This is a genomic window from Bacteroides sp. GM023, assembly GCF_014750685.1.
In the GTDB taxonomy this organism is placed as follows: domain Bacteria; phylum Bacteroidota; class Bacteroidia; order Bacteroidales; family Bacteroidaceae; genus Bacteroides.
Map to the genome: position 1 here is coordinate 418,941 of NZ_JAAXGE010000006.1, position 23,814 is coordinate 442,754.

Here is a 23,814-nt window from a genome sequence, read left to right on the forward strand (position 1 = left end):
TATACTTCTAAAAATCAAACCCTTATAGTTTCCTACAATTTCCTGCAATGGAAACTCTAGTTTCTCACCGAGGAAACGCCAGTTTCCTTACGGGGACACTGGCGTTCCCCAGTATGGAAACTCGCGTTTCTCTATAGGGAAACGGCTCTATCATTAAGGCTCCCGAAATTTAGTCTTACTGCAAAAGAAAAGCTCCCCCTTTGGACCGGCCAAAGAGGGAGCTTTTGTTATTTGAATAAACAGCTAAAGCAGTTTTTTATTTGTATTCCTGCCAGCTCTTAATCTGAATATCGCTCAGTTTCAGTTCACAGAATGCTTCGATAAAGGCACTTGCCAGGCGAGCATTGGTAATCAACGGAATGTTATGGTCGATTGCGCCACGACGGATACGGTAACCGTTTGTCAATTCGCGTTTGCTATGATTCTTCGGAATGTTAACAATCAAATCGAACTTGTGGTCGGCAATCATCTTCATCACGTTGTTTTCCGCACCCGGCTTTTCGTCCGGCCAGTAAACCGGAGTAGTATCCACACCGTGAGCGTTCAGGAAGGCAGCAGTTCCGGCAGTAGCGTAAATCTGATAACCTTTAGCGAACAGCATACGGCTGGCATCCAGCAAATCAACTTTTGATTTCATAGCACCTGAAGAGAACATTACTGCTTTTTCAGGAATCTTGAAGCCGGTAGCAATCATTGCGTTCAGCAATGCTTCAGAGAAGTCGTCACCGATACATCCCACTTCACCTGTAGAAGACATATCTACGCCCAATACCGGGTCAGCCTTGTGCAGACGGGAGAAGGAGAATTGAGAAGCTTTTACGCCAATCCAGTCAATATCGAATGCGGACTTATCCGGACGTGAGTATGGAGCATCCAGCATGATGCGGGTAGCGGTTTCGATAAAGTTACGTTTCAGTACTTTAGAAACAAACGGGAAGCTACGAGAAGCACGCAGGTTACATTCGATTACTTTCACCTCGTTGTTGCGGGCAAGGAACTGAATGTTGAACGGACCGGAGATATTAAGTTCTTTTGCAATCTCACGGCTGATTTTCTTGATGCGGCGTGCAGTCGCGAAGTAAATCTTCTGAGCCGGGAATACCAACGTAGCGTCACCAGAGTGAACACCTGCAAATTCCACGTGTTCGGAGATTGCGTACTCTACCACTTCACCATTCTGTGCAACAGCGTCAAATTCAATTTCTTTTGTATTTTCGAGGAATTGAGAAACAACTACCGGAAATTCCTTAGAAACTTCGGCAGCCATCTTCAGGAAGTTCTCCAGTTCTTCATCATCGTAGCAAACATTCATTGCAGCTCCCGAAAGAACGTAAGAAGGACGAACCAATACCGGATAACCCACTTTTTCTACGAAACCTTTCACTTCTTCAAGACTGGTAAGTTCCATCCAAGCCGGTTGGTCTATACCCAGTTGGTCGAGCATAGCAGAGAACTTGTTACGGTTTTCGGCACGGTCGATGGAAATCGGAGAAGTACCCAGTACAGGAACTGACTGACGATACAGTTTCATAGCCAGGTTGTTCGGAATCTGTCCACCTACGGAAACGATGACGCCGCGAGGTTGTTCAAGGTCGATTACGTCAAGTACACGTTCGAAAGAAAGTTCGTCGAAATACAGACGGTCGCACATATCATAGTCGGTAGAAACCGTTTCGGGGTTGTAGTTAATCATGATAGACTTGTAACCCAGTTTGCGGGCAGTCTGAACAGCGTTCACCGAGCACCAGTCAAATTCTACCGAGCTACCGATACGGTAAGCACCCGAACCCAGTACGACTACTGATTTCTCATTCTTATAATAGTTTACATCATAACCTTCTGTTGCATAGGTCATATACAGGTAGTTGGTCAGTTCCGAGTGTTCGGAAGCGATGGTATTGATGCGTTTTACAGCCGGAAGGATGCCCAAAGATTTACGATAAGCACGTACGGCAAGGTTTTCTTTCTCCATGTTTCCAACCGGATTCAGAACGAAACGGGCGATTTGGAAGTCAGAGAAACCTAATACTTTTGCTTCACGCATTACGTCAGCCGGGATATCTTCCACCTTATTATAAGCGGACAATTTAGCTTTGTAATCAACGATATTTTTCAGTTTGCCGAGGAACCAGGGGTCAATCTTTGTCAGGTCGTGGATACGTTCGATGCTGTATCCTTCTTCCATAGCTTGTGCGATAGAGAAGATACGCAAGTCAGTCGGACGTGAAAGTTCCTTGTCGAGGTCGTCGAAGTGAAGTTCGTCGTTACCAACGAAACCGTGCATACCCTGACCAATCATACGAAGACCTTTCTGGATAATTTCTTCGAAAGAGCGGCCGATAGACATGATTTCGCCTACTGACTTCATGCTTGAACCGATTTCGCGGGATACACCGGCGAATTTCGTCAAGTCCCAACGAGGGATTTTACAGATATAGTAGTCGAGTTGCGGAGCAGCATAAGCTGAGTTCGGAGTTCCCATCTCGCCGATTTGGTCGAGTGAGTACCCCAAAGCAATCTTAGCGGCAACGAATGCCAACGGATAACCGGTAGCCTTGGAAGCCAAAGCGGAAGAACGGCTCAGACGGGCGTTTACTTCAATCACACGGTAGTCGTCCGTATCAGAGTTGAAAGCGTACTGGATGTTACATTCACCTACGATGCCGAGGTGGCGGATACATTTCGTAGAAAGTTCCTGCAACATTTTCAGTTCCTTGTCGTCCAGTGAGCAAGTAGGAGCAACAACGATAGATTCACCTGTGTGGATACCCAGCGGGTCGAAGTTTTCCATGCTGGCAACTGTGAAGCAGTGGTCGTTAGCATCGCGGATTACTTCAAATTCGATTTCTTTCCAGCCTTTCAGAGATTCTTCTACAAGGATTTGTTTAGAGAAGGCGAATGAGCTTTCTGCCAGTTTCAGGAATTCTTCCTCGTCAGCGCAGATACCACTACCAAGACCACCCAATGCGTAAGCCGAGCGTACCATCACCGGATAACCGATTTTGCGGGCTGCGGCAATCGCGTCTTCCATGCTTTCTACAGCCTGGCTCACCGGAGTCTTCATGTCGATTTCGTCCAGTTTCTTAACGAACAAGTCGCGGTCTTCTGTGTACATGATGGCTTCTACCGATGTACCAAGCACTTTCACTCCGTACTTATCAAGAATACCTTGTGTGTAGAGTTCCGCGCCGCAGTTCAGTGCAGTCTGTCCGCCGAATGCCAGCAGGATGCCGTCGGGATTCTCTTTCTTGATAATTTCTTCTACAAAATAAGTATTTACGGGAAGGAAATACACTTTATCGGCGATACCTTCAGAAGTCTGAATGGTTGCGATGTTCGGGTTTACCAATACTGAGCTGATACCTTCTTCTTTCAAAGCTTTCAGTGCTTGTGAGCCTGAGTAGTCGAACTCTCCGGCTTGTCCGATTTTGAGTGCTCCAGAGCCCAAAACGAGAACTTTCTTGATTTCCTTTTCCATTTCTTTTGTTGTTATAATAAGTTGTTGTTTCTAAGTTCGTTCATAAAAAAAATGCGTTACCCTCAAAAAAGGATTAACGCATTACCAAAGAACTAAAATATCGTTTTTGGAGAAAAGAGAAGAAGCCCGTCGTTTCCGGGTGAAAAACATCCGAATGTAGATAATACTTACTTCTGATTTCTTGTTGATTCATTGTCGATTTCAAAATTTGTGCAAAGTAACGACATATTTTGCAAATGGCAAAAAGAAACGCCTACTTTTTTACAGTGAAGTAAGTGCATTTTAGTGCTCCTTTCAGTTTTTATCTGTATCTTTGCCGCTAAATCTATATTAATAAGGTAATAACAATGGGAAAAGAAAAAATCATATTGACGGGAGACCGCCCTACCGGCAGACTTCATATCGGACATTATGTAGGTTCGTTGAAACGCAGAGTTGACTTGCAGAACGCAGGTGATTACAGCAAGATGTTTATCTTCATCGCCGATTCGCAGGCGTTGACCGACAATATAGACAATCCTGAAAAGGTACGTCAGAATGTAATCGAGGTTGCTCTTGATTATTTGGCTTGCGGCATCGACCCGTCCAAAGCTACCATCTTCATCCAGTCGCAAATCCCGGAACTGTGCGAACTCAGTTTCTACTTTATGGACCTTGTCAGCGTATCACGCCTGCAACGTAACCCGACTGTGAAAGCGGAAATCCAAATGCGCAACTTTGAAGCGAGTATCCCCGTAGGTTTTTTCACTTATCCTATCAGCCAGGCTGCGGACATCACGGCTTTCCGTGCAACGACTGTCCCCGTCGGTGAAGACCAGGAGCCGATGCTCGAACAGGCACGCGAAATCGTCCGTCGATTCAACTATATATATGGTGAAACTTTGGTAGAGCCGGAAATCCTGTTGCCGGACAATGCGGCTTGCCTGCGTCTGCCGGGAACTGACGGTAAGGCGAAGATGAGCAAATCACTCGGCAACTGTATCTATCTGTCGGAAGAACCGGAAGAGATTCAGAAGAAAATCATGAGTATGTATACTGACCCGGGACATCTCCGCGTGCAGGACCCGGGAAAGATTGAAGGTAATACGGTATTTACTTATCTCGACGCTTTCTGCCGTCCCGAACATTTCGAACGCTTCTTACCGGATTATCCGAATCTGGCAGAATTGAAAGCGCATTACCAACGTGGCGGACTGGGTGACGTGAAAGTAAAACGTTTCCTGAATTCTATCATGCAGGAGACTTTGGAGCCGATTCGCAATCGCCGCAAGGAGTTCAGCAAGGATATTCCTGCTATCTACGAGATGCTTCAGAAAGGCTGCGAAGTGGCAAGGGCTGCGGCTGCCGAGACTTTGGCTGACGTGAAGAAGGCGATGAAGATTAATTATTTCGATGATAAGAAATTAATCGAAGAGCAGGTGAAACGTTTCTCGCAAGAGTAAATATTAATATATTGAATAAGGAAAGAAATCGTCTGATTATTCCTTTATCTACTACTTAAAAAGTCCGGGGTGAACTACTCCGGACTTTTTTGTTTCTAATCAATTATAATTAACCCGCCATTCCCAAAATACCAATATATAATGATTGCACAAATCCGGGAATAAACATAAGACTGAGAAATACCAAAAAATAGTGATTGCCGGGTATATCCCGTTTATCTACTTTTGCACCGCAAATTATTCAGGATAAAGATTGAAATGAAGAGAAAGAACAAAAGAGTTTTCGGGTGGTATTTAGCGGCTGTAATTATTCTTATTAATCTACCACTATTCTCTCAAGCCCAAAACATAGTTTCAGGGCGTATTATTGATACTCAAAACACCCCGGTGTCCTTTATCGCGGTGTTAGTGAAAGGAACGACTATCGGAGCATATACCGATGATGACGGCAAGTACAGGCTGACGGACGTTCCAAGTGGGAAACAAACGTTAGTGGTATCCGGTGCCGGTATTCAGAAGGTGAGTCAGGATATTAATGTAATTCCGGGAAAGGCAACTTCGGTGCCGGATATTCAGGTTACCAATTATGTAGAGCTTGACGAGGTAGTTGTTGTGGGCAAGAGCGAAGCCCGCCGGCAACAGGAGCAGGCTTTTGCCATTTCCGTGGCCGACTTGAGTAAGAATTATAATACTTCTGTCGATATAGGTACCATCACCAACCGTATGGCGGGAGTCAAACTCCGTGTGAACGGCGGGGTGGGTTCCGACTATAATTTCACATTGAACGGATTTTCGGGACGACAGGTGAAGTTCTTTATGGACGGACTGGCAATGGATAATTTCGGCGATGCTTTCAGTATCAACAATCTTCCCGCCAATATGGTAGAGCGGGTGGAAGTGTATAAAGGGGTGCTTCCGGTTGGCTTGGGAGCCGACGCACTGGGTGGCGCTGTCAACGTGATTACCCGCAAGACCGCCAATTACCTGGATGTTTCTTATTCCTTCGGCTCGTTCAATACGCATAAGGCTTCCATCAACGGGGCATATACCAACGAAAAGACCGGATTCACCGCGCGTCTTACTTCTTTCCTTAATTATTCGGATAATAATTATAAGGTATATGTACCTGTTATTGACCTGGAAAGCGGGCAGAAATTGGGCAATCAATGGGTGAAACGCTTTCACGACGGATATAAGTCATTGGGAGTGCGCCTGGAAACCGGTTTTGTCAATCGTTCGTTTGCCGACTACTTACTGGCGGGTGTTATTGTAGCGGGAAATGATAAGGATATTCAGAATGGGGTTGTCATGGACCTTGTGTATGGAGCAAGGACAACGGACAGTCGTTCAGTCATCCCGATGCTACGGTATAAGAAATCGGACTTGTTCGTCGAGGGGTTGGGACTCTCTTTTTATGGTTCTTACAGTGATGTGGACAATAACAGCACAGACACCGTCCCCAGGCGTTACAACTGGTTGGGTGAATGGGTGCCTAATGCTTCGGCAAGTTCGGGAGAAAGAACGCGTTCACAACTTCGTATCAACAACAGGGAGTGGAGAACGAACACAAGCCTGGATTACACATTGAATCAATATCATACTTTATCGCTGAATCATGTCTACTCCGGTCTGACGCGCAAGGTTTCCGATGTGGAAGACCCGGCAAACGACTACAACAAGATTCCCCAAAGTATCGACAAGCATATCCTCGGACTGGGATGGATGGCTAAATATACTCGTTGGAATGCTACCGTATTCGGTAAATTGTACGAGATGAAGGGGAAAACGTATGTTACGAATACGCATACTTCCGGGCTCGAAAATATAACGAACCATTACACGGAATATGGTTACGGCGGGGCATTTACCTATTTTCTGCTGCCCAAACTGCAAGCCAAAGTTTCATACGAACATACCTACCGCCTGCCGGAAGCATTCGAAATGTTTGGTGACAACCAGGAGAACAGCCGCAATGCGGACTTGAAGCCGGAAAGCAGCGACAATGTGAACGTCGGGTTGATGTACGAAGTTGATTTTCTAAGAAAGAACACTTTGCAGTTCGAGCTGGGATTGCTTTACAGAAATTCCAAGGACTTTATTCACCGGGAACTGAAACAGCCCAGCATGATGTATATCAACCTGGGAAAAGTGCTGACCAAAGGGGTGGAATTCAATACGCAATATACGTGGAACAGCCTCATCCATGCAAGCATGAACGTGACATACCAGCATATCACCGACAACCGCAAAACGACTCCTTCACAAACCATCGGAGGGACGGAAAACGAGAATTTCAACTATAAGGAGAAGCTTCCGAATATTCCTTATTTGTTTGGTAACGGAAATATCGGGCTGAATAAAAAAGACCTTTTCATAAAGGGTTCCGAACTTACGGTTGATTATTTCCTCAACTACGTGAAGGAGTATTATCTGTCATGGCCGGGATTGGGTTCCAAGGATAGCAAGGACCAAATCCCTAAGCAGTTATCACATGATGTGTCTGTCGGTTATTCGTTGTGCAACGGACGTTACAACTTTGCTTTGAGTTGTGACAATATTACGGATGAGATGCTTTACGACAACTTCAAGCTCCAAAAACCGGGACGCTCGTTTACAGTGAAATTCAGATATTATCTAAATAAATAAACCATTAATTAATAGAATTATCAATATGAAAAAGTTTAAAGTATTCGCAAGTTATTTAGTATGTGCTGCCTTTTTATTAGGGGTTGCTTCCTGCGACAATGATACTGATTTCGACGGTGGTGACACTCCCGCCGATGCTCCTTATGTTGTTTGTCTCGGCATTACGTCAAACAGTGCCACGAGTTATTATGTCGTTCCCGTATCGGACTTTATGAATGGGACAATCTCCGCTTCCGGCAATCAGGGAATCGAGCAGAACGGTTATCGCTCGTTTCAATTAGGCAACAGTTCTATTTTCAGTATTGGCGGTTTGGGACTGACGGACGCCAATATCATCACCAAAGGTGCGGATGGAAAGCTGCAACAGAAAAGTTCGTTTGTCTTTGAGCAGTCTTTGTCCGGCATTGAGCAGGCGGATTCGGAAAATATGGTAGCAGTGGATATCCCGACAGCTCCGACAGGCGGCGACCAGTTCAAAATGTATCTGCTGAATATCAATAGCGGAGCTATCACGAAGAAGGTGACAAAACCTGTGAGCGAACTGTCAACACTGGATTGGCCGCGTCTTACCGGTATGACGGTCAGTGATAACAAAATCTATATAACGTATTATTTGACGGACGAAACTCAGAAGCCGAGTGTGACACGCCACATCGACAAGGCGTATGTAGCTGTATATTCTTACCCTGAACTGGAGCATATCACTACAATGGAAGATGAACGTGCCGCCATAGCCGGTTCATGGAATGCTTACAATGGTATATTCAAAACGGAGTCGGGCGATATGTACACGTTCTCAAATACATCTATCGCCAATGGTTTCTCACAGAATAGCAGCAAGAAAGCCGCTTTCCTGCATATCGCGAAAGGTACGACTCAGTTTGATGACTATTATTTTGATGTTGAAACCGAAGCGGGTGGTTTGAAGCCTGTGCATCTGCAATATTTGGGTAACGGTAAATTCTTTGCTCAGGTAAGTACTTTGCAACCGGATGAAATGACCAGATGGGCGGATAAGTCACTGAAAACCTGCATCATCGACGTAAAAGAAAAGACGGTGAAGGATATTCCGCAGATTCCGGTTCACGACGGTGACGGCGGACAGCGTATGAGCGGAGTGGTTGATAACGGTTATTTCTATATTCCGCTTGCCACGGACGGCGCACTTTATTTCTATAAGGTGGATATAAACAACGCGACCGCAGAGCGTGGTGCGAAGGTAGCAAGTAACTTCGTTTCCGCTACTTTCAAAATAGACTAATATTTTGATGAGGGTGTGTGGAGAAGACAAGTTATCAGGGCTTCCCGCACGCCCTCTCTTGAATTATTGACAGTAAAAGAATCTCATCCATATGAATTTCATCCATATGAATTTCAGAAAGTTCTGTTTGCAACTTCATCTGTGGTTAGGCTTAATCTCGGGGATTGTTGTATTTATCGTTTGCATCACCGGTTGTCTTTATGCTTTTAAAGATGAAATCAAGGATGCGAAGCAGCCCTGGAGATTTGTAGCGCCGGAATCTGTGCCGATGCTGCTGCCGGAAGAGATTCTGAAAATTGCCAATAATCATACCGGAAGAACGGTTCCCACTGCCATCACCTATGGTGAAGCGACGGATGCCGTATTCGTGGACTACATGGATTTTAAAACTGCATCTTGTACTGTTTATATCAATCCTTACACCGGAGAGGTTATTCACAGTATTCAGAAAGAACCCGGAGAGTCGGATTTCTTTTCTTTTGTTCTGAAAGGGCACAGAACGTTGTGGATACCCGGAAAGGCGGGTAAGATGATTGTGGGGTACAGTATTCTGATATTTGTCGTTACGTTACTAACTGGGCTTGTGCTATGGTATCCCAGGAAGTGGAATAAAAAAGCTGCCCTTCGTAATTTCACTCTTAAAATAAAAGCTCCTTTTGCCCGGGTTAATTATGATTTGCACAATGTGTTAGGCGGATATGCTGCCATTGTGCTAATCATTCTTTCATTGACGGGACTGGTGTGGAGTTTCAGCTGGTTCAGTAAAGCAACGTATTATGTTACTTCCGGCGGGAAGGAACTCAAGCCTTATGTTCTCCCTAAATCAGACACACTGCATATAGCGGAAGGAAAAGTCGGTCTGAATGTTCTGTTCGGTCAGTTGAAAAAGGAATCTCCCGATGCCACGACATTCTACTTTGCCCTGCCACAGAAAAAAGAGTCTGTGATACGTGTAAGCGTAGTGCACGAAAGGGGCTCTTATTACAAAACTGATAATTTATTCTTCGACCAATACACGCTTGCTCCGCTGCAAGGTTCAGGAGCCTATGCAGGAAAATATACGGAAGCATCGGCTGCCGACAAACTAAGACGTATGAATCTCGAGATTCACGACGGAAGGATTCTCGGTATCTTTGGGAAAATCCTTGTTTTCATATGTGCGCTAATCGGTGCTTCGCTGCCGGTCACCGGTTTTATTATTTGGTTCAGGAAGAGGCAGAATCATTTGTCGCGTCCTCGTCGTTCTTGAACAATACATCTTTCAATTTCTGATAGAGGAATGAAAGTATCAACAATATCAGTCCTAAAATGATGAATACGATAATCTTACCGATGGTTGGCATAGCCCATAAATCGTCAAAGACGAGTTTGAGCAGGACTATTCCGAAAGTCGCAAGGCTCACCATGCGGAGTACTTTCTGATGCAGGCGCATTCCTAATCCCATTTGAACGAAACCGGCGATACTTAATGAAAGCGATAGTCCGGCACTAAATTCGTCTACTCCCACTTGCCAGAGGAAAGAACGTACCATTGTCACCCAAATGAGTGTGGCAAGGATGTTGATGTATACGGTAAATCGGGGCTTAATGCCGATGGTTGTATAATATCGGTGCGCTACATAACAGATGTTGGCTATTACAAAAGCTACAGTCAGCCAACGTAGTACGGCAGGGGTAAAAGCCATGTTTTCCCATTGGTCGCCCCATATGTTCAGGATATATACAAGTGTATTCGCTCCGATAGCCAGTGTATAGGAAGTGAGGTGTTTGGTAATCGGGAACCGTTTTCTGAAAGCATAGCAAACACTCGAAATGGATACGGCGGTAAATAAGAACATCGCTCCGCTTCGCGTCGCTCCTTCAAAATACAGATTGAATTCCATCATAAATGTATAATACAGGATGGCTACGGAAATGATAAGCATTAAGGGATTCCAAAAACCGTATTTCAATCGGCGGGCTGTGGAGAAGAACTGATGATAGTACTCCATCAATAGGGCAAATGCTCCCGTTGCCAAGCCTACGAACAAGGAGGTTGCAAATGAACTGTTCAGAAAGATAGTACTCAAGGAGTGATGCCCGTACACTACGCCATACACGTCCATCAGATAGGAAATAAAGGTAAGTCCCACCAGTATTTTAGCCGCATATTCATAGACTCTAATCTTCGATTGAACATAAAGCCATAGCAGTAATACCATTTCCGATGCCCAAAGTAACGTGATATAGTTTCCATCCAGTTGAATCGGAATGGTGATGGAGACAAAGGTCAATACAAGCCCCAGGGTAGTATGTACCAGGAATTTATAATCTTTCCTGCTTTTCCACAGCCAAAGAACCAATCCCAAATTAACAAGAGCGATAAACAGGCTTAACAACCCGCTTGCTTTGAAAGACAGCCCCATGTTTCGCAGGAACAGGATTCCTGAAAGTAAGTAGACGAAATTATTCGTGATGATGACAAATACCAGTCCACGGCTCATCGTCTGTATCTTCTCTCCACGAAGGATGGAGAATACCGGAAGCAAAAAGATAAAATAGAACAGGGTGGCAAACATCAACAAATGCTTCGAAATAATTGTGGAATCGGAGGAGTAGCTCAACAATAAGAAACTAGCCATGATAAGGCAAGTAAAGACGAATGAAATAATCGGAAGCTCACTCCACTTTTTATAGATGGAAAGTCCGAACATTCCCAAATTCAAAATGCTCACATAAGTAAATAGTACCAAATAACTTCCTTCACCGCTACTTACAATAAAAGGTGCCAGGAATCCCCCGACAAGTGCAATTATGGCTAATTCACGCCTGTTATATATTACCGACAGGACGGACATAAATACAGTGACAGCTATCAAAATGATGAACGCCACGGTCTGCGAGAAGATATGATAATAATGGAACGCAATAGCAACTGTGAGATAGAACACGGCAAAAGCACCGCCTGCAAGCAGCGAACTGAATGTACGGTATTTCTTCTGTAAACGTTCGGCAACAAACAGTAGTGCTGCCCCCGTCAGGAAACCAAGTACGGTACGGAAAGTCTCATTAATCCAGTTCTTATCAATAGCATATTTTACAAAGAAGCCCACTCCTATCACAAATATAAGAATACCAATCTTTCCAAAAAGGTTTTCGCCGATAAACTTTTCGTAGTTTACTTGTTTCTTCGGTTGGGGTTTCGGTTGCGGAGTGCCTGAAGTACTTGAAGTGCTGCCTGGAGTACCTGAGGTGACCGGAGTAACTGAAGTAACTGGAGTGACCGGAGTAACCGAAGCTACAGCAACCAAAGGTATATCAACCTCTTTCTCTGTACTCTCATTCTTTTGTACATTTTCCTCTTTCCGTATATCCCCGACCAAACTCTTTTCAATAATCTTTTCCTGAATATCTTGCGGGTGTTCGGTAGCCACTGTCTCCATGACAATACTTTGTTTTGGAACGACCGGTTCTTCTTCAACCAATTTTTCTTTCCGCAGGACTTCTGCTGCAACTTCTTCAGTCACTTTTTCAGATACTTTCCCACTTGATTTCAGATTACCGGAAGCTAGTTTTGCCTGTCCTTTCAGAAGGTCGTCCATCTGTTTCTTTATCGCATTAAGCTCTTTCTCTACTTTCGTAAACCGACCATCAAACCTACATAACAAAACTATAAGTATCACTATGCCAAGCAGCATATATACACTATTAAAATCATCCATAGTATTTGGAATTTGAGTCAATGTCACAAATATAGAAAATATATACTAACGGCATGGGATAATTCCAATAAAAAGTTTCATCCTTACTCTTTAATACAGACTACAAATATCAATCATGGACAAAAGATAAGAAACACAGTGTATCATTCTTTTTTATTCTCAATAATTCTTTGATGGTTGGATTTATAACTGTAGTTTTGTATTAAACAGTATTTCTTACTGGTACGTTCCGTTATTAATTTCACCTCAGAAGGACACAATATTAAGAAACAAAAGATATAATGGCAAAGAAAAGAAAAACACTACCGACAGACTTTGAACAAATAGCAGCAAATAGCAATCTTGCCGAACTACAAGCTGTTTTTGACAAATGCGACATCAATGCTTATGGCGGTTATTGGAAAGGCAATGCACTCACTTTTCAGGGAATCAGTGAGGAGTTTATCCGTTGGGCTGTTGCTACGGGAATAGATGTCAATGCCGGAGATACATGGGGGTATACCCCTGTTTTATATCAATCTCAAAATGAAAGTAATAACCTCAAGGTGCTCTTGGAACTCGGTGCTGATATAGAGAAAAGAGATAAATATAATTGTACTCCTCTATGTAATGCCGTCACCCGTCTAAGTGCAACGCACTTACTCATACACTCAATCAAATCTTTGATAGAGAATGGTGCAGATGTCAATTCACTGAATGGCAGTTATGATTCAGTAATGACACCTCTTGAGAAAGGACTTAGACAGTGTCAAGGTGCACAAATTTACGCAATGGCACAAATCGCAGACATTCTGCTTGACGCAGGAGCAAAAAAGACTCCGGCTATGAAAGAGTATGTACAGAATATAGGAAAAGATTTCGAGTTTTATCGTGCAGATTTCAACAAAGATTATCTTCCCAAGACAGAACAGGGACTTGAACATTTATACGAATTGTTTGATGTGAACCCTGTTGCAAGAAGAAAGATACATGATGGCAGTTCCGCTATCGAAGTGAAATCAACAACATGGCGGGAACAGTTCGATGAACTTTGGAAATTGCTCGTACCCGGTAGTGGACACGCAGCAACCATACAAGGGGAAGTCATACGAGTAACAGGAAAGGTTTCTCGCGAAATATGGGATAATGGTGCTTGTAACTGGAATAAGGGTTACAAAAAATTACCACAAGCATTACCCGCTTATTTTGCTATGGGAAATCCACTTGCTCCACAGGATTACGAAGAAGCCGAAAAGATTGCTAAAAGTATCTCGGCAAATAGCGAAATAGAGACACTAGACTGTCTTTGTGAGTTTGCCGTCAAGTGGGTGTTACTAAATCCGGTTCCTATTGCTTTACAGGCAGTTGATTATGAATGGTAAAGCAACGCGATGGAAACAATAAAAGTATTTATAGACATCTTTATGGTGATCTTTATTCATCTGATTCTTCCGGTTGCAGGCATCATTGTCTATATCCGGTTACTTCGCAAGATGCGTAAGGAACAGATTCCCAACATACCTAAAGGTGCTTTATTCTTACTTTTCTTTGTATATGGCGGCATATTAATGGAAATATTAACAGGATTGTTTTGGCTTCAATCAGGAATGTCAAGCCTTGGACTTGTATTCCTGATATTCATAGCACCTGTCATTTGCGGTATCGTAGCTTGGCAACAACGGAATAACATCGGAGTATCGAAATATCATCGCGTCATACAGCGTATGGCGTTAGGATATTTATTGGGAGAAACTGTTTTAATCGGCGTAGTAATAATGGTCTTTATAGGGAATATAATCTATACTGCCTTCACAAGTCAGTAATAAATAGTAATGAACAAATAATGCTATGGAAAAAAATATCGAAAAGAATATTGAATACATTAGTGGAAGCGGACTTTTTATTGAAGGGCTGACTTGTAAAAAGATAAAAGAGATAGATAAATATAAGAAGGTAATAAAAAAGGCGGCTGAAAGCGAACCTTGAAATGAGGTTCTTGCTTTCAGCCGCTTTTCTTTTTCAGTGGGCGATTACAGAGAATCGCTGAATGCTGAATTTACTTTATTACTGTGCTGATTCTACCAATACTACACGGTTCAGAATCGGTTGTCCGAATTTGTCGACACCACCACCGGCAGCAACTGACAATCTATCAGCAGAGATACCGTATTTCTTAATCAACAGGTCTTTAACAACTTGTGCACGTTCCAAGCTCAACTTCTGATTGAAAGAAGAAGTACCGGTTGCAGAGTCTGCATATCCGTTGATTGTGTACTTGGCATTCGGGAATTCTTTCATCTTAGCTGCAAGATATGACAAGTTCATTTCTTCTTGCGGAGACAATTTATCAGAACCAATCTTGAAGAATACAGTACGCGGAGCGATGTTGGTATCAGTGATAACTACTTCTTCAGTATCTACTTCAACCGGTTGTTGTGCATTAGCCAACTGCTGTTGCAACTGCATATTAGCGGCTGCCATGGCATTCATTTGGTTACGCATCTGATTCAGTTCGAGTTCAGAGATAATCTGTGGAACAGGACGTTGGAATCCACGAGTCGGGAAATAATAAGTTACACCGACAGTAGCACCGAGGATACCGTCATAATCAGGTTTACCACCATGTTCACCGTCAAATTTGCCTTCAAGACCTGTTGCACTCAATTCAATGTTCAAGTCAACAGCACTGGACAGGCGGAAACGGTTGATGATACCTGCGTTGAAAGTAGCGGCATTAGTGTGAGGTTTTGAGTAAGAATGAGCCCAGCCTGCACCGATATAAGGGATAATTTCATATACACGATTCGGGTTGTATCCACCGAAAAGTGCATTCAGGTTAATCATCAAATCACCGTGAAGGTTCATGTAATCCCATCTCTGTTTGTAAGAACCGTCTGCTCTCGGACCACCGACTACATAATTAGCAGTTTCATTCATTGTGAATCCTTTAGCTTGCAGTCCGCTGTATTGCAAACGCAGTCCGAAGCCCGGAGTTACCCATTTGCCGACAGACACGTTGAATGTAGGAGCAACGCGGTCTCTGAATTTGCCGATATGGTCATTATTACCATACAGTACCTGAGCACCGCCTCCTACTGAGAAGAACCAGTTGCTCCAGAATGGGTTCGTTATTACTTGATATTTATCTTGTACCTGAATCACTTCGTATTCAGTTACCGTCATAGTCTGCTGCGCAGAAGCGACAGACGCAACGCCGGCAAAAGCCAGCAACATCAGAATCTTTTTCATATACCTAATAGTTAAGTGGTTATTTAAATCTTTTTCTTTGTTGAACTAATTAAATAACACGAACTGAACTAAAAGGTTTTAGAAATAGATGAAATTATTTGCTTTATTTGAATAAACGTTCGATATCTTCTTCCTTGATTGTCGTCAAAACAGTCTTCCCATCCGGAGTGTAATTCGGTGAGGGACAGGCAAAAAGATTATCCACCAGGCTGACCATTTCTTCGTTGCTCAACACTTGTCCGTAAACGATTGCTGCCGCACGTGCCAATGTCAAAGCCAGTATATTTTGGATTTCTTCCTTCACATCGTTCCCTTTTTCCATCGCCGTATGTAGCATATTGCGCACCAATTCGACCGGATTCAGCCCTTCGATACCCGACGGAATTCCGTTAATGGCATAGCTTCCGCCACCCAAATTACTCAAATCGAAACCTACTGCCGACAAATCATCCATAATACTTTGCAATACAGCAGCTTCCGAAGCTGGCAATTGCAATATTTCGGGAAAAAGAACACCTTGCGCTACTCCCTGCTTCTGCTGAATTTGAACCATATACCGGTCGAAAAGCACCCGGATATGCGCCCGATGCTGGTCGATAAGCATCAAACCTGATTTTACGGAAGTCAGAATAAACCGCCCCTTGAATTGCAAATGCTGGTTTCCTTTTTCTATCACAGGCTCGCTGGCATATAGAGTGGAAGAAGCCATAGAGGTCACTGTCTCCACCTTTTCTTCTATAACAGGCGTTTCTTCGCTGACAGCAGAGTCTTCCCATTCCATTTCAGGCTCCGGCATCGGATTATTCATCTTGCTGGCTTTCGTCAGACCACCGTATAAATCTTCCCATTCCACTTTTGAACGACTATACGAACCGCCGCCACTACCGCCTGCGGATACTTTGAATGGATTATAATCCGAATTATAATGTACCTTGGGCGGCTCGGAAGTTGTCTTTTGTTCGAATACAGGAATATCAGGCATATCTTCCGTATCGAAATCAATGGAAGGAATAGCGCTGAACTTACCCAACGACTCTTTGACCGATGCTGAAAGTATCTGCCAAATGGCCTGTTCATTCTCAAACTTGATTTCAGTCTTGGTCGGATGGATATTCACATCAATATTAGCCGGGTCTACTTCGAAATAGATAAAGTAAGAAATTTGTTCGCCGGCAGGAATCAACTGCTCATAAGCCTCCATCACTGCCCTATGGAAGTAAGGATGGCGCATATAGCGTCCATTGACGAAGAAGTATTGATGAGCGCCTTTCTTGCGGGCTGTCTCCGGTTTGGCTACGTAGCCGGAGATTTTCACCATGGTGGTATTCACCTCTATATTAAGTAACTGCTGATTCAGCTTTTTACCGAAGATGGCCATAATACGCTGACGCAACGGAGATACCGGGAGATTGAAAAGTTCGGAATCATTGCTATACAGTGAAAAGGCAACATCAGGATGAACCAGAGCAATCCGTTCGAATTCGGCAAGGATATTACTCAACTCTGTTGAGTTTGCTTTCAGGAATTTACGGCGTGCAGGGACGTTAAAGAACAGGTTCTTGATGGAGAAATTACTCCCTTTAGAGCAGGAGACAGCTTCCTGACTCTCTACCGTAGAGCCTGCTATCACCAGTTTCGTTCCCAGTTCTTCCGATTCGGGGCGTGTCTTCAGTTCCACCTGTGCCACTGCTGCGATGGAAGCCAAGGCTTCTCCGCGAAATCCCATCGTACGCAAAGCAAACAAATCAGCCGCTTCACGTATCTTGGAAGTAGCATGACGCTCGAAGGAAAGACGGGCATCCGTTTCGGACATTCCCTTTCCATCGTCAATGACCTGTATGCTGGTCTTCCCCGCATCAGTCACCAATACATGTATATTTTGCGCATCTGCATCAATCGCATTCTCCACCAGCTCCTTGATAACAGATGCCGGGCGTTGTATCACCTCACCGGCAGCAATCTGGTTAGCTACCGAATCAGGTAACAAATGAATAATATCGCTCATAGTTCAAGTTAAAAATTAAAACGACCAGCTTCCTGTCGCCAAATAATGCCATATAAATAGAAGGAAAGCAATGATAACCAATATGACTCCGAAAGAGACCGGTTTACGGCCGCTTGCCTTTCTTCTTTTCAGATGGGTTGTTCCCTCGACAAACTTGCCACGGATATCTTCCGGATCAAATTCTTTCTCCGGCAGCATGCCAAGGTCGCGTTTTGCGTTCTCTTCCATCTTGTCGAGCTTTTCCTTGCGCTCGTTTACGTAAATGTATTGATGATTAAAACCACGAGGTTTCCTCATCGAATTAAACATTCCCATACTACTTCATATTAATTAAGTTTCGCTTTTCTGTTTTCGGTCGCCGGTCGGTTGTAGGTTTCAGTGTTTCTCCCTCCCGCTTGCTTCTCCAGTTGAAAATATCGTCTTTATTCAGCGGACGGACATAGTCGAACCAGGCAAAAGTAGGAAGGCGCAGTTTGTCGGGCGGTATTTGATCCATCGGATACATCGTTCCGTTGGACTTGCCGATAAACAGTCCTTTTTCCATTCTCTTATCTTTCATATAAAGATGAAGCACACTACCTTCCAGGCAATTGAATCCGGTCATTGTACTGTCTTTTTCTTCGGGATAGAAAGCGGTCAGTACATTACCGATTACTTCGATATGCCGCATATCTCCATTTTCAAAATAGGCTTTCATCTCCTTGCCGGACACTTGATTATAGTGGATGGAGTCTTTCATCTCCACCGTCAGTGCCTGGTTGATGATATGCGCCCAGTCAATGGTGCTGTCATTCATATAAATCTTAATCTGCTCGCCAAGTAGCTGCTGACCGTCATTCCATAGAATCGGGTCGGTGTACATCGTCATGCAGGAATCTTTCGAGTTATAAACCAGTGAGTCACAGACTCCCTGCACATCGGTGCGGTACATACGTACTTTATGGTAAGCCTTCATCAGGCGGAACAAAGAATCGGTATTCAGATTATAAGATACCATCTGCAAAGTATCGCCATGCATAAAGAGACTATCACCCTGTGAATAATCAATGGCAACAGCCCGTTTGGTAGCAAAGGCGGAGTCCGTCAACTCATTATAGAAACAGTAATCGCCTGTCAGCATATTCTTGTTGATGGTATCCGTCATCTTCACATTATCGAAGGCTTCGCCATAACCGATGACGCGGTCATAGAACAAACTGTCACCTACCAGTTTCTTTCCCTGATTGGTCAGGACGGAACGGTCGAGCAGTTCGGCTTGCTCGGTCAATGTGTTATAGAATCCGCGTTCGGAGTAGATGTGATTATTATCACTCACGATATTGGAAGGACCGAGGATAACAGCAATTTTATCATTCGTATTGTACCGCAGTGTATCGGAAGTCAATACGAACTTAGGATTCACGAGTTTCACGTCATGGTTGAATACAGATTGCTTTGTCGCAGGGCTGTATTCCCCCCAGTCGGAAGTCAGCACGTTTTCTTCATCCATCAAAGTTCCGCCTTCGAAGTAATATCCGAGGTCGTAGAGACGGTCATAGTTCAGACTATCCGTCAGCAGGGTGGTGTTGCGGTTAATCATCTTCACGTTTTCACGGAGTTGGGCAATCTGCGTCATTCCGTCATAGTAAAGGTAATCACCGTATATAAATAAGGTGTCTCCCTGCTCCATACGCACATTGCTAAAGGCTTCCACCGAATTCGTTTTCTCGAAAATCAATGCACTGTCACAGTACATATACATACTGTCATGACGCATTTTCACGTTGCCGATCAACACTTGCACATCCGGACGAGCCAGCTTATCCGCCTGTCCTTCGTCAGCATGGAGCAAATAAACTTTCGTCTTTTTGTTCTCCGGCTGTTTCTTATTGTCCGATGGTTTCTTATTGCCCGGCTGCGCTTTATTCTCCGACTGCTTCTGTGCTGTCCGGGCTGTTTTAGACGTATCCGTAGCCGACTTCGTTGAAGTCCCCGTAGTTGCAGGTTTCTGTCCGGTAGGCCTTACTTGCGCCACAAGACATACACCAAACAGGCATAGAAAGCCTATAAGGAGCCATCTATGCCTGTCTTGTTGTTTATCTTTCTTATTTTGTTTCAGCATATAAAATCAAGCTGTTAAACATCAATCGTTCTTCACCCAACCCGGGTATTTGAAGTCACACTTCTGCCAGTTTTCGTTGATACGTACATAAGTATGTTTCTGTTTGTTAAGAATCCACTTATGCAACATCTCTTCGCGGCGTTTCTCCATCACAATTTCTTTCAAGTCCTGATAGTCTTCTGCGATAGTAGCCTTATGACCGTTGATTTTCGCTTTCAACTTCACGATAGCACATACTTCTTTTCCGTCCTTCTCGTTTATCATTGTAAAGGCTTTTGAAATCTCGCCCACATTCATCTTATCTACTACCTTAGCTACATCCTGTGGAAGATCCTGCATCTGGAACTTAGAAGTAGTAACACCTGAGTTCTCGTTGATGTTCACCATGATACCATGATTGTTGCGGGTATCCTTATCTTGTGAGATAACGGCAGCCGCTTCGTCGAACGTAAATTTGCTGGCGCGGATATCATCCGCAATAGAGTCCAGACGTGCACAAGCCTCGGTCAGTTCTTTTTCAGATACTTTCGGACGCAACAAGATGTGACGGGTATTCACACGGTCACCACGTTTCTCAATCAACTGGATGATGTGAAAGCCGAATTCCGATTCTACAATCTTGGAAACTTTCTTCGGGTCTTGCAAGCTGAATGCCACATTCGCGTAAGACGGGTCCATCATACCACGTCCCATGAATCCGCACTCACCACCTTTGATAGCAGATGCCTTATCTTCGGAATACAGACGCGCTAATGTAGAGAAGTCGATTTCTCCTTTAGTCACACGGTCGGTATAATCACGCAAAGTCTTTTTTACTTCTTCGATTTCGGAGATAGGAATCTTCGGTTGCAAGGTGATAATCTGTACTTCCACCTGTGTCGGGATATACGGAATACTGTCCTGCGGAAGGTCTTTGAAGTAACGGCGTACCTCTGCCGGAGTCACCTTGATTTCTCCTACCAGTTTCTGCTGCATCTTCTGTACCGTCAAACCGTCACGCGCATTGTCGCGCAATGTCTCACGAATCTGTGTCGCGCTTTTATTGAAGTACTCCTCCATTTTTTCTTTAGAACCAATCTGCTGGATATACATATTGGTCATCATATCTACACGTTGTATGATTTCCGCTTCGGAAACTTCGATACTATCCAACTTTGCCTGGTGCAAGAACAGCTTCTGCACTGCAATTTCTTCAGGGATTACACAATAAGGGTCGCCTTCGAATCTGCGCCCATTATACAGGGCATCCATACGTGCCTCTTCTACATCTGATTTTAAAATAGCTTCGTCACCTACTACCCAAACTACTTCATCAACCACATTGTCCTGCGCATAAGTTGCCACATTAGCAAATACTGCCAGGACAAGGGTAACAACAAATCTAAAGTTCACAAACTTCTTCATTCTTTGTATTTAATAATTATATATAATCTTCTTCTTGCTTGCTGCTTGTTGGTACAGGTCGCTTTTTACTTGTTCCATAAAACTCACCCGTTTCTGATTGACCAGTAAGTCCTTCACTTCCGGGCGGGCAAACTCATACGGTTTTTCCTCTCCTACTCCACGATAGTCGCTCACATTGAGGAAATAATAGTATGCCGTATCTTTCAATTCTATCTGTCGATGTTTATTCACATATTCTTCGGGTGCTTCGTCCTTCAGCGGAATCAAATCCAGCACATCTGTCACCGGCACCCATTTGTCATAGAAGTACTCGTATTTCACAGCATTCTGCAAACTATATTTTTCGAGACTCTCTACTGCATCCTGTTTATCCGACTTATACCATCTGCGGACATTATTCAACTGCGGGGCCGTTAGCGGCACTTTAATGAACAATCCTTTTATCAGCGGACTTTCCAGCTTAAAGAGTTCCTTGTTTTTCCCATAATACTCCGCAATCTCCTGTTCGGGAATATCGTTCGTCAGTTTCTGATTAATCAGTTCCTGCTGATAAGTGTGCATAATCAACGCTTTCCGATAATTCTCCACCAGCTTCTCTACATCCACATTGTCAGGAATATTGTTTGCTGCTTTTTCATACAACAAAATCTCTTCCGCCCAGCTACGAATATAATGCTCGGCGAAGAGAATGCTATCATCTTTTGACAATCCGACAGGGAGTACAGACATCAAATCTTCCTTATATAAAAAGTTACCGTCCACCTCTACCAAAGGAGTCTTTCCTTTGTGGTCGCGCTGTTCCTTGCACGCTCCACAAGTAAGAAGGGTAATCAGTAAGAGGACTAATATTCGCATTGTCAACTGAAATCTACTTATTTAAGGTACGAAGATAGTGAATAATCGGTTACATCAGTTATTATTAACTGTTTTTAAAACCTCTTGGTTTATTTCAACCTTACCGGACTCCCTCAATTCCCGCGTCCAGTACGTGTCAAGATAGGTTCGATAATCCCTTCGCACCTGGTCTATTACTTCCCGATAATCATCCGGGCCCTTCTGTTTTTCGCCAACAGCAATGGTAAAAGGATAAGACATCAAGGGTTCAAATCCGCCCTTCTTGAAAACCAGTTTATCTATATATTTATTGTCTCCGTCGGCAAAAATCCCTTGTTCAATTTGTATCTTTTCTGCTCCGGATGTATTAAATGTTTGCCGAAGTTTATCCGTCCATTCATTTTGCGGCAGTTTCTTCAGCATTTTTTTTGCCTGTTTGGCGGTCTTTTTGTCTGCACAATGCAGAATGGCTCCCTTATATCGGGGACTATCCCAACGATAATCCGACGAATGAAACTTAAAATAAGTCGCCAATCCGGCACGGTCATTCATTGCAGGCCAGTCAACCTTCTGTCGTGTCACCTCTTTTATGAGATAATCTTCATTGGATTTCTGTAGGGCATAACGAATTTCGGGATGCCTTTTATCCATATTCCTGCTTTCATAATCCAATAACGACTTGGCTGTAAATTCATCAAGCTGCCGTTTTACGGCCTGCGGATGCGAAGCGGCAAAGCGTTTAAACATCGTTCCCGTATAGTTTTGCCCATCAATGGTGAACAGAGTTTGTTCTGTTCCGCCTTTCACTAACAGTTCATCTATACCTGTCTGATTGGGAGAATATTTCCAGTCTTTTTTCAACCGTTCCACTACTTTCGTTGTGGCTTTATCCAATATCTCCCTGCGTCGCATACGTTCTGTCAGTTTATCGACAACTTCCTCATAGACAGATAATTCTTTCCGGTCTGTCACTTTCAGGATATGGATTCCCGCAGGAGTAAAGAAAGGTTGCGATACTTCTCCTTTCGACAGAGTGAAAGCCGCATTTTCAAATTCAGTGGTTGCCTGCAAACATTCTATCCAACGGATCTGCTTATCATCCGAATATTTTTCCACCAAACTGGAAAACTCCAGCCCGGGTTGATTTTGTATAACCCGGTAGATAGAGTCCATGCGGGTCTTTTGTTCTTCCAGGTGACGGGAACTAATCGTTTGCGGCAGATATTTAAAAATCTGCATGACCTGTACTTGCCCGCTACGTGCTTTTAGTCCCATCTTCTGATAGAGGACACGGGCACAACTATCCAACGTCGGTTTATCTATCAAATAAGATTCCGTCAGTTTAGTCCGGTTTGTCTCCTGTTGTTTACGAAAAGCATAAGTCGTGTCGAGCCCGGCTGCTTTGGCAGCTTCCACCTTTTGCATGGATTGGGCAAAGAGTTTCGCATACTCCTTCGGAGAAAGATTAGTACCCGCATCGGCAGCATTGCGACGATATGAATATTCAAACTCCGAACGGGGTATCTCTCTCCCGTTGATACGCATCAACACAGGGTCTTGCTGGGCAAAGACCAAGACTGCAAAGAGACATACACACCCTGACAACAGACTTCTTTTCATCATCAATTCTTATTTTATAAACAACGAACGGTGAGCAGCAAACATACGCTGATTGACACAGCTTGTTCACCGTTCACCGTTAGTTAACAGTTCA

Annotated in this window: 16 protein-coding genes; 7 read left to right on the forward strand and 9 right to left on the reverse strand. The window is 43.8% G+C overall.

Features of this window, described 5'->3' with window-relative positions:
* Positions 1-256 precede the first annotated feature (256 nt).
* On the reverse strand, positions 257-3,478 hold the full coding sequence (gene carB, locus HC965_RS15350) for a carbamoyl-phosphate synthase (glutamine-hydrolyzing) large subunit (protein ID WP_191032281.1): 3,222 nt from the start codon (positions 3,476-3,478) through the stop codon (positions 257-259).
* 347 nt (positions 3,479-3,825) lie between these two features.
* Here carB and trpS point away from each other — a divergent pair, with 347 nt between their 5' ends.
* The 4 genes from trpS (at position 3,826) to HC965_RS15370 (ending at position 10,076) form a co-directional block, all read left to right on the forward strand.
* Complete coding sequence (gene trpS / locus HC965_RS15355) at positions 3,826-4,920, forward strand: tryptophan--tRNA ligase (RefSeq protein ID WP_191032282.1); 1,095 nt, start codon at positions 3,826-3,828, stop codon at positions 4,918-4,920.
* Between the two features lie 258 nt (positions 4,921-5,178).
* Complete coding sequence (locus HC965_RS15360; RefSeq protein ID WP_191032283.1) at positions 5,179-7,566, forward strand: TonB-dependent receptor; 2,388 nt, start codon at positions 5,179-5,181, stop codon at positions 7,564-7,566.
* 25 nt (positions 7,567-7,591) lie between these two features.
* The gene (locus HC965_RS15365) at positions 7,592-8,827 is read left to right on the forward strand and encodes a DUF4374 domain-containing protein (RefSeq protein WP_223854905.1); all 1,236 of its coding nucleotides are present in this window, start codon (positions 7,592-7,594) and stop codon (positions 8,825-8,827) included.
* Positions 8,828-8,933: 106 nt separating this feature from the next.
* The gene (locus tag HC965_RS15370; RefSeq protein WP_223854906.1) at positions 8,934-10,076 is read left to right on the forward strand and encodes a PepSY domain-containing protein; all 1,143 of its coding nucleotides are present in this window, start codon (positions 8,934-8,936) and stop codon (positions 10,074-10,076) included.
* Here HC965_RS15370 and HC965_RS15375 read toward each other — a convergent pair.
* Positions 10,033-12,528 carry a DUF2339 domain-containing protein gene (locus HC965_RS15375; protein WP_191032284.1) on the reverse strand — a complete coding sequence of 832 codons (2,496 nt, stop codon included), beginning with the start codon at positions 12,526-12,528 and terminating at the stop codon, positions 10,033-10,035. The two genes, HC965_RS15370 and HC965_RS15375, sit on opposite strands and share 44 nt — an antisense overlap.
* Before the next feature lie 281 nt (positions 12,529-12,809).
* Between HC965_RS15375 and HC965_RS15380 the strand changes: the two genes are divergently transcribed.
* Genes HC965_RS15380 through HC965_RS15390 form a run of 3 tightly spaced genes read left to right on the forward strand, consistent with a single transcriptional unit; the run spans position 12,810 to position 14,493 of the window.
* Positions 12,810-13,889 carry a hypothetical protein gene (locus tag HC965_RS15380; protein WP_191032285.1) on the forward strand — a complete coding sequence of 360 codons (1,080 nt, stop codon included), beginning with the start codon at positions 12,810-12,812 and terminating at the stop codon, positions 13,887-13,889.
* 9 nt (positions 13,890-13,898) lie between these two features.
* Entirely contained in the window at positions 13,899-14,330 is a 432-nt protein-coding gene (locus HC965_RS15385; protein WP_191032286.1) for a hypothetical protein, read from the forward strand.
* Positions 14,331-14,355: 25 nt separating this feature from the next.
* Positions 14,356-14,493, forward strand: a complete 138-nt coding sequence (locus HC965_RS15390) for a hypothetical protein (RefSeq protein WP_191032287.1) — start codon at positions 14,356-14,358, stop codon at positions 14,491-14,493.
* 78 nt (positions 14,494-14,571) lie between these two features.
* Here HC965_RS15390 and HC965_RS15395 read toward each other — a convergent pair whose 3' ends face one another.
* From HC965_RS15395 to HC965_RS15425, 7 genes are all read right to left on the reverse strand, one after another.
* Positions 14,572-15,756, reverse strand: coding sequence for an OmpA family protein (locus tag HC965_RS15395; protein WP_191032288.1), 1,185 nt, complete (start codon positions 15,754-15,756; stop codon positions 14,572-14,574).
* 103 nt (positions 15,757-15,859) lie between these two features.
* Positions 15,860-17,761 (reverse strand): DNA mismatch repair endonuclease MutL, encoded by a 1,902-nt coding sequence (gene mutL / locus HC965_RS15400; RefSeq protein ID WP_191032289.1) that lies wholly within the window; start codon positions 17,759-17,761, stop codon positions 15,860-15,862.
* A gap of 15 nt (positions 17,762-17,776) precedes the next feature.
* Positions 17,777-18,076, reverse strand: a complete 300-nt coding sequence (locus HC965_RS15405) for a hypothetical protein (RefSeq protein WP_191032290.1) — start codon at positions 18,074-18,076, stop codon at positions 17,777-17,779.
* Position 18,077: 1 nt separating this feature from the next.
* Positions 18,078-19,862, reverse strand: coding sequence for an OstA-like protein (locus tag HC965_RS15410; RefSeq protein ID WP_191032291.1), 1,785 nt, complete (start codon positions 19,860-19,862; stop codon positions 18,078-18,080).
* 21 nt (positions 19,863-19,883) lie between these two features.
* On the reverse strand, positions 19,884-21,266 hold the full coding sequence (locus HC965_RS15415; protein ID WP_191032292.1) for a peptidylprolyl isomerase: 1,383 nt from the start codon (positions 21,264-21,266) through the stop codon (positions 19,884-19,886).
* Positions 21,267-21,275: 9 nt separating this feature from the next.
* Positions 21,276-22,121: a peptidyl-prolyl cis-trans isomerase gene (locus tag HC965_RS15420; RefSeq protein ID WP_191032293.1), complete on the reverse strand. Its 846-nt coding sequence runs from the start codon at positions 22,119-22,121 to the stop codon at positions 21,276-21,278.
* 54 nt (positions 22,122-22,175) lie between these two features.
* Complete coding sequence (locus HC965_RS15425; RefSeq protein WP_191032323.1) at positions 22,176-23,720, reverse strand: peptidylprolyl isomerase; 1,545 nt, start codon at positions 23,718-23,720, stop codon at positions 22,176-22,178.
* Positions 23,721-23,814 lie beyond the last annotated feature (94 nt).